This window comes from Halorubrum persicum, assembly GCF_002727125.1.
GTDB classification, from domain to species: Archaea; Halobacteriota; Halobacteria; order Halobacteriales; family Haloferacaceae; genus Halorubrum; species Halorubrum persicum.
The window spans coordinates 1-7,053 of sequence record NZ_NHOA01000034.1; the positions used below are offsets into that span (position 1 = coordinate 1).

The 7,053-nt window shown below is 54.9% G+C and carries 7 protein-coding genes and 4 pseudogenes; 5 read left to right on the forward strand and 6 right to left on the reverse strand.

From position 1 onward, the window contains the following. Nucleotides 1-400: pseudogene (locus DJ69_RS05375) on the forward strand (peptidase); the annotation flags it as partial. Between the two features lie 377 nt (nucleotides 401-777). Here the strand turns inward: DJ69_RS05375 and DJ69_RS17785 are convergent. From DJ69_RS17785 to DJ69_RS17790, 5 genes and pseudogenes are all read right to left on the reverse strand, one after another. Continuing rightward, complete coding sequence (locus DJ69_RS17785) at nucleotides 778-1,206, reverse strand: DUF5518 domain-containing protein (protein ID WP_144050389.1); 429 nt, start codon at nucleotides 1,204-1,206, stop codon at nucleotides 778-780. An 84-nt stretch (nucleotides 1,207-1,290) separates the two neighbouring features. Continuing rightward, a pseudogene (locus DJ69_RS05380) lies at nucleotides 1,291-1,389 on the reverse strand (IS6 family transposase); the annotation flags it as partial. Between the two features lie 110 nt (nucleotides 1,390-1,499). Beyond that, nucleotides 1,500-1,958 carry a pyridoxamine 5'-phosphate oxidase family protein gene (locus DJ69_RS05385; protein WP_099254659.1) on the reverse strand — a complete coding sequence of 153 codons (459 nt, stop codon included), beginning with the start codon at nucleotides 1,956-1,958 and terminating at the stop codon, nucleotides 1,500-1,502. A gap of 150 nt (nucleotides 1,959-2,108) precedes the next feature. Then, nucleotides 2,109-2,256, reverse strand: a pseudogene (locus DJ69_RS18785) (IS6 family transposase); the annotation flags it as partial. A gap of 109 nt (nucleotides 2,257-2,365) precedes the next feature. Further along, nucleotides 2,366-2,545, reverse strand: coding sequence for a hypothetical protein (locus DJ69_RS17790; protein WP_144050390.1), 180 nt, complete (start codon nucleotides 2,543-2,545; stop codon nucleotides 2,366-2,368). Nucleotides 2,546-2,736: 191 nt separating this feature from the next. Here DJ69_RS17790 and DJ69_RS05390 point away from each other — a divergent pair, with 191 nt between their 5' ends. The 4 genes from DJ69_RS05390 to DJ69_RS05405 all read left to right on the forward strand — a co-directional run bounded on the left by DJ69_RS05390 (nucleotide 2,737) and on the right by DJ69_RS05405 (nucleotide 6,494). Beyond that, the gene (locus tag DJ69_RS05390; RefSeq protein WP_245851530.1) at nucleotides 2,737-3,516 is read left to right on the forward strand and encodes a hypothetical protein; all 780 of its coding nucleotides are present in this window, start codon (nucleotides 2,737-2,739) and stop codon (nucleotides 3,514-3,516) included. A gap of 375 nt (nucleotides 3,517-3,891) precedes the next feature. Beyond that, nucleotides 3,892-5,676: a serine hydrolase domain-containing protein gene (locus DJ69_RS05395; RefSeq protein WP_099254663.1), complete on the forward strand. Its 1,785-nt coding sequence runs from the start codon at nucleotides 3,892-3,894 to the stop codon at nucleotides 5,674-5,676. 183 nt (nucleotides 5,677-5,859) lie between these two features. Further along, entirely contained in the window at nucleotides 5,860-6,288 is a 429-nt protein-coding gene (locus DJ69_RS05400; RefSeq protein WP_099254661.1) for a DUF2178 domain-containing protein, read from the forward strand. A gap of 5 nt (nucleotides 6,289-6,293) precedes the next feature. Then, nucleotides 6,294-6,494: a helix-turn-helix transcriptional regulator gene (locus DJ69_RS05405; RefSeq protein ID WP_099254662.1), complete on the forward strand. Its 201-nt coding sequence runs from the start codon at nucleotides 6,294-6,296 to the stop codon at nucleotides 6,492-6,494. Between the two features lie 76 nt (nucleotides 6,495-6,570). On the opposite strand, the pseudogene DJ69_RS05410 reads toward DJ69_RS05405, so the two are convergent. Further along, a pseudogene (locus DJ69_RS05410) lies at nucleotides 6,571-6,909 on the reverse strand (IS6 family transposase); the annotation flags it as partial. Between the last annotated feature and the right edge of the window lie 144 nt (nucleotides 6,910-7,053).

The following is a 7,053-nucleotide window of genomic DNA, read 5'->3' on the forward strand; positions in this document are numbered from 1 at the left end:
TGTGCTACACAAGAGCGTCGACGATGAGACAGCCACCGCGCTGCTTGCAATCGAGGCAGGGAAACGTCGGACCCACGTTTTCGAGATCAGGCTTGGTACTGTCCTCGTTGCGAGTGTCGCACTCATCGCGTCAGTCATGGGTATCGGACCACGGTGGCCGTTGCTCGGACTTTCACTTGGAGTGGTTCTTATCGGGTTTGGGCTTGGCCGTCGACGAATCCGCGCCGCTGACGAGTACGCTGCCGAACAGGTCGGGAAGACGACCGTCGCTGATGCGCTTACCGCGTACGCAGACGTGCACGCCTTGGAACCAACACGAAGGTGGATCCCGAACCCGCTCTCCATCACGGTCGCTCTCGGGGACCGAATCGATCGGCTTCGCACAGCCGGCGATCGATAGAAGTCGCTCAGAGAGTTGAGATACCATTTGCACGATACCAACTGATGTGCCACATGAAATGCATGTGTAAGAAAACGGGGTTCTAAGCATGCCCTCAAAGCGTGACCTGCTCGAAAGAAATACACCATATGACGGGCCAAACTGGTCCGAGTTTCAGTGGGATCGTATCTTAGCCTTCGTTGGGGGTGTCGTTATTACTGTACTCTACCTCTGGGTGAATCCATCTCAGCATGTTCCAGATTGGACTGCGGCGGCGTTCGGGTCAGTCCCCGTTGAATTCCTCTTCTATGGTTTCAGCTCGCAGTCTTGGCAAACCTGTGCGAAGATCGCTGCCGGTACTGCAATCGGAATGAGTCTTGGAACCTATTTTTGAAAACTCATCCACTGATCTCTGGATTGATCTTCTTAGCGTTCCATCCGCCGAAGAAACCACCGAATACGCCGAGCAGGGCTCCCAAAATACCGGTGGCAAGAGTAAGAAGACATAGAAGCACAACCGCAAATGCCTGCCCACCTTCGGAAGCCGAGGTAATAAACCAGCCCCGGAGAAAGTCAGGTGACCACGCAAAGGCGGGAACCGTTCCGAGGATGACGGCACCTATTCCGGCTCGTTTGAAATGCCCTGATCCGTTCGCGGCGAGAAGCTCGGCGAATCCACTGCTGACAATCACTCCGGAGAGGTGATAATACGATTCTGCTCTGATGAACAGATTATGTGCAGTCACTATCAGAATACCGACCACGCCGCCGAAAAGCGCATACACATACGTTGGCAAATTCTCGTCGAACAACCAATCTGGATCCATACTGACTAATTCAAAAAAGAAGCATATATTCGCTCTATTGGCTCAAACGAATCTCGAAGTTATCTATTCGAATCGAGGATCTGATAGTAATTTGTTTGTCTCTGGGTCGATCGCGGCGTACAGCCAATACCGCTCATAGCCGAGTTGGATCACGGTCTCGTCAACCGCAACGTGTTTCGGACTGACCGGCTCTGTTGAAATACTCGAAAATTGACATATTCTGACTAGCTGTAGTCAGTATAGGGTACGTCTATTGTGCCTATCCGAGTTTAACTTCGGTGGTCTCTGTAGCTTTACTCTTCGGAAGGAGTATGTTTCGTTGCAAATTCGCGTCCTGTGCAGTTCTTGGTATCTAATCCAAAGAGTCGGAACTCAACTTCATCAAATGGAACTCCCCATACTCCGAAGTCAGGAGGAAATTCTGCATTGGCAGCCAAGCTTGCATAGGCACGCTCTCTGTTGGCTTCATCTATCTCGTAGATTTTACCCGTAATGACGACGCTTCGCCAGATGGCCGCATCGTTTGTGTCCTGCTCATATACGGTAAGACAAACGCGCGGATTTGAGTGGATTGTCTGACTTTTTCGGCTGTGATCTCCGCCACCCCACTGCATCGGAAACACCATCTGGTTAGCATCGTATCCGAACGACATGGGAATCGCATATGGTTGTCTATCATCAACCATCGCAAGGACACCGATACCTCTTCGTACGAGAATTTTGTCAATCTCGTCTCTGTTGAGAGCTCTCACTTTCTGATGGGTTACGTGTTACTTCACATAATTCATCCTGTTTCTCTCAGCAGTTGTAATAAAACGTGACCAACGCTCAATTTGCACTCCTCAGTGACCGGCTGTTTCAGACGGATGAATATTAGAAGAAAAGGATTTCAACAGAGCCGGCTGACCCACTTCCGACTGTAGATCTGCCTTGTGAGCCCAGTTGTGAACGGTGGATAAAGCTCGCTCAACATCTAATGTTTCAATAGTAAGACAGTATTCAGAAAAATAGCCTAGCAAGGTTGAGCTGAATGCTGAGGTTCACCAACAACGGCATTCTTATCTGAACACTGCCCAGCGTGGCAGATTGTAACACAATTCACATATTATCTTCTGTTGTGCTACCCCTCTATCTACAACGACGCATCGGAGTATTGCTGTCAACCTCTTTCTACCACCGCTGTAACGAGAACAGCACTCACTATCGCTCCGACAAACGTCAATGCCGGGTCAACGGACTGGAACTGTCTGCTCATCGATTCGATGGCAGTGACCGCTGCAACGACGAATGTAAACGTTCCAACAGCAATAAAATACGTACGCTTGTCTGTATCGAACATATTGTTGACAGATAGCTCTAGGGATGAAGAATCTCTTAATCGCTAGGGGACGGCGAAATAGTAACTGTACCACTACTTCTAACTCGATGTCCCCTGAGTAGTCCGATATGCCCTCCACGAACACCGAGCGGGTAGATTCTGGTCATAGTTGGGAGACGAACCTACACGGTATTCATCGGCTTCCGCACCGGATGGCGGCGTTCATCGTCACGATGCATCCTGTGATCTGGGTTTGCCTTTTCATCGTGCTACCGCTTGCGGTTCTCGGCTCAATAACCGTCTTCGGCCCCCGGGCGGCTATCGCGTACGTGATCGTCTGTGCGTGCCTGTGGTTGATGGTGTGGTTTTCGAGTGCGGGATTCAAGACACACCAGTACCGGCTCGATCTCGAGAAGCGCACATTAACGATCAGGCCTGAATTCGACGATCCAGAGACTACACAGTTTGCAGCGGCCACCGGTACTGGCGAACGGACGGTCGACCTCAACACGGTGGACGCGCTTCAATTGATTCCACTCGGCCCGATCGTTGCCGTTCGACTCTGCTATCGGACCACTACTGTCACGAAACCGGAAGGCCTTCTCGTACCGCGCGGGCGGGTGAGCGAAATTGTGGCCAGCTTTCGATCGTGTGGCGTGTCAGTCCCTGAATTGACGCCTGGCGATCGTCCGACGCCGGAGCGCCGGCCACTCCGTGCTGCTGCTCGGATCGAAATAACACCGGTTTTGATCGGCGTACTCCCAGTCTACGTCGTACAGGTTCGCCTCGGAATTGAGGTGTGGCCGTTTCTGTTCGGGTTCGTCCTCGTCACTTGGGTCGTGATCGTTCGACACTTGTCGGTCCGGTTTGGGATCCGACCAGAGGGAACACGGGTACGGGACTGGTTGCTTCGATGGGGAATCGACCTCGTCGTCGCAGCACTGGGATTAGCGGTTGCGCTTGGATCTCTCACCCTCGTTGGCTCAATCTGATACCGATCCTGAAAGGAAAGATTCATATTGAATGGAAAGCGAGCTTTACTGTAAAGCGTGCTTGACACCAATATACCCGTGACGAAGGAGCGAAAGCGGACCCACGGTGTGGCTGCCAGATCACATACGGCATTGTGGCCGTCTCGATCCGCGATAGCCGGTTGTCCGCCTTCACCAGAGCAACGCTGGTACACGCCACTCAGACGATTTGTCCCGCCTTTCACGGCGTGAACTGTCTTTCACACGCTCCCACCGATGCCCTCCACACTCTCACGACGCGGATTCCTGTCGCGGTCCGCGGCCGTTGGCGCTGGTACCGCCGTTGCGGCCAGCAGTCTCGCCAGTGGTTCGACCGAACCGGCTCAGACGACCAGCGTGGATACGTTCATCGACGACGCGGCCACCCGTGCGTTAGCTGACCATGATGCGGGTGGGTTGACGGTCGCCGTCGTCGACGGCGATGAGGTTCACACGAGCGGCTACGGCCACGCCTTTCGAAGCGAGGATGTCCCGGTTCGAGCAGGTGAGACGCTCTTTCGCGTCGGTTCCGTCTCAAAGGTCGCCACCTGGACGGCTGCGATGCAGGTCGTTGATCGCGGGGACATCACACCAGACGCACCGGTAGATGACCACCTCGAAACCGTCGATCTTCCCGAAACGTACGATGAACCGATCACGCTTGAACACCTCGCCACCCACACGCCGGGATTCGAAGTCCGTGGACGAGGCGACTCGGCACGCAAGCCAGAGTACATCCGGCCGCTCGCTGAGTCGGTGTCAACGGACGTACCCGCGCGTGTCCGCCCGCCCGGCGAACTCCACCAGTACACCAACTATGCCGCCGCACTCACCGGACAGCTGATCGCGGACATTTCAGGACAACGCTTCGGGTCGTTCGTCACGGATAACCTGTTCGCGCCGCTAGGCATGTCGAACAGCACGTTCCAACCCGCCCCGCCCAATCTCGTGCCCGCCGAGGGTACGGCCGTCGAAGACGTTGTGAGTTTCTACTCCGACGTGTCGCCCGCATCTGGGCTTCACACGACCGGGGCAGACATGGCGCGGTTGCTCCAAGCACATCTACACAGTGGTGTCGTCGACGGCGAACGGATTCTCTCGGAGAGCGCGGTCGACTCGATGCACCAACAGTGGTTCACCCCGCACGAACGGGTCGATGGGATGGCGTTCGGATTCTTCGAGCGATCGCGTGGTGATACTCGACTAGTGCGTCACGGCGGCAGTGTCCCACAGTTCGCCACTGAGTTCGCACTGATTCCAGAGGAAGATGTCGGCCTCTTCGTCGTCGCCCACGGCAACGAAGCATCCAGCGCGAAGCAGGAAGTCGTCGACACTCTACTCGACCAGTTCGCACCCGTCGATTCGAGCGGAGCACAACGGACGCCTGACGGGATACCCGAGCGTGCCGACGAACTCGAAGGCCGGTACCGGTCGGTGAACACGACCGACACCGTCAGTGCCGAGAAGCTCGTCTACGGCCTGCTCACGGGCCAACCAGTCGATGTCCGAATTGCTGATGACGGGCGGCTTGTGACTGAACAGGGAGACAGGACTGACGAATGGGTCGAAGTTGAACCGCTCGTCTTCGAGCACGTCGAGGAAGACTCGACGTTGCTGTTCCGTGAGGCGGATGGTGAAGTGACCCACCTACTGAACGGATTGAGCGCGTACGAGCAGATCGGCTACCACGAGCAGTTGTCAGTACAGGGGTGGCTAACGGTAGCGGCTTCGGTCATCGTACTGACTGGGTTGGTGGGGTGGCCGGCAGGCCGTGGGTGGCGTTGGTATCGCGGTGGTGAGTCACCACCACAATCCGTTACTCGCGCTCGATGGGTAGCTGGCGCAGGCCTTGCCGGGCTCTTGCTGTTCGTTCTCGTCTTCATCGGTGTCTCCGTCGCCGTGACATCAATGGACAGGCCGACGCTGTTCAATCGTCCGCCCGCGTGGTTCGATGTCGTGTTCATCGTGCCGACACTGGGAGTCCTCGCTACCGCTGGCGCAGTCGGCTACGCGGCTCGTGCGTGGCTCCGCGACGACTGGTCGCTGGTCACTCGTGTACACTACTCGGCGGTTGTTGGCGCGACAAGCGTCTTGTACTGGCTCCTACAGTATTGGAATTTGCTGTGGGTCCGGATCGGGTGACAAGACACCTACCATCTTTCGGCAGTAGAACCATAGCTTCCACCTTACGAGTCAGTTTAGCTGCTAGTCTTCATGTTCGAGAACGACTGGCCGGTTAGTGTCTCCTCGCAGCACACGGGCCTGAATATTGCAATCCTGTAAGCAAAGTTTTTATATAGTGTAAAGTATTCTTTACTGTAAAGGATGCTTGACACACTAACCCCCGGAACAGATGAATCAGGGCAAGCCCGGCGTGTGTACTACCGCGTCGTGTACGCCATCTTCGCTATAGCAATCGTCGGATTACTTGCTGGAATGGTCACGGGACGAGAACTCCTCGGAACAATCATCTACTGTGGGGGTGCGTGGATTGGTAGTGGAATCACGTTCCTCGCCCCGAAACTGACCGACGTACCGCTCCAAGACGAGCGCGACACGGAACTGTACAACCGTGCAAGCGGCTTGACGCTCGGCGTCTTGTTCGTGCTCGGACTCTCTGTCATCCCCGCCATCTACGTGCTTGAAGCCGCGGGACGTATCGATCCGCCACCAGAAGTGACCGGTGCGATACTGCTTGCTTCGGGACTCTTTCTACTGTGGGGTGTCGCCTACGGAATCGTCAAGCGGCGGTAACCATAATGGAGAATGATCTTCCACGGCGACGTGAGGCAGAGGGGCTCAGTCAAGGTGAGTTAGCCGAGGTAGTCGGCGTCACTCGACAGACCATTAACGCTATCGAGCGCGATCGATACGACCCATCGCTCGACCTCGCGTTCAAGCTCGCGGCTCACTTCGAGTGCCACATCGAGGACATCTTCCAGCCCGAAGAGACCGACTAAACGGCTCTGATGGGATGAACGCCTGCTAAGTCCCCAGTGTGCGTGAAGAGGTACTGGGGTGGTCAAGACGTAGTGTTCAGATAAGCTGATTCCATGCGAAAGCGAACGATCTGAGCCACTCGTCAGCAGTTTCTGCTTCGGCGTTGCTGAAACAGTTTGAGAAACAGGTAGTTCGACGTTTTATCTCACGAAAGACACGTTTGACGCTGTTCCGATTTCCATGTCGTTCGTATCTGAAATCGAGGTCATGTTTGCGACAGGCTCGCTGAAGTGAAGCTGATCCATCTACGAGAACAGCTGCGTCATCAATGTCGTGTTTGTCACGGAGATCAGCGAAAAACCGATCCGCGAGAGCGTTATTTGTTGTCGGTTCAAGTTGTGTATGAAGTAGATCGCTTGTTTCTGGATCAACTGATCTGTTGAATCCGATGACAGCACGGGGGTCACGATCTCTGGAGACGCGATTATCTCGCTCTTCGTCGGCAAGGGGTTGGATCTATCCACCCAGTGATCTCGATCCTCACTCTCTCTAGCAAGATTCCATCTCTGAATTCTCTCG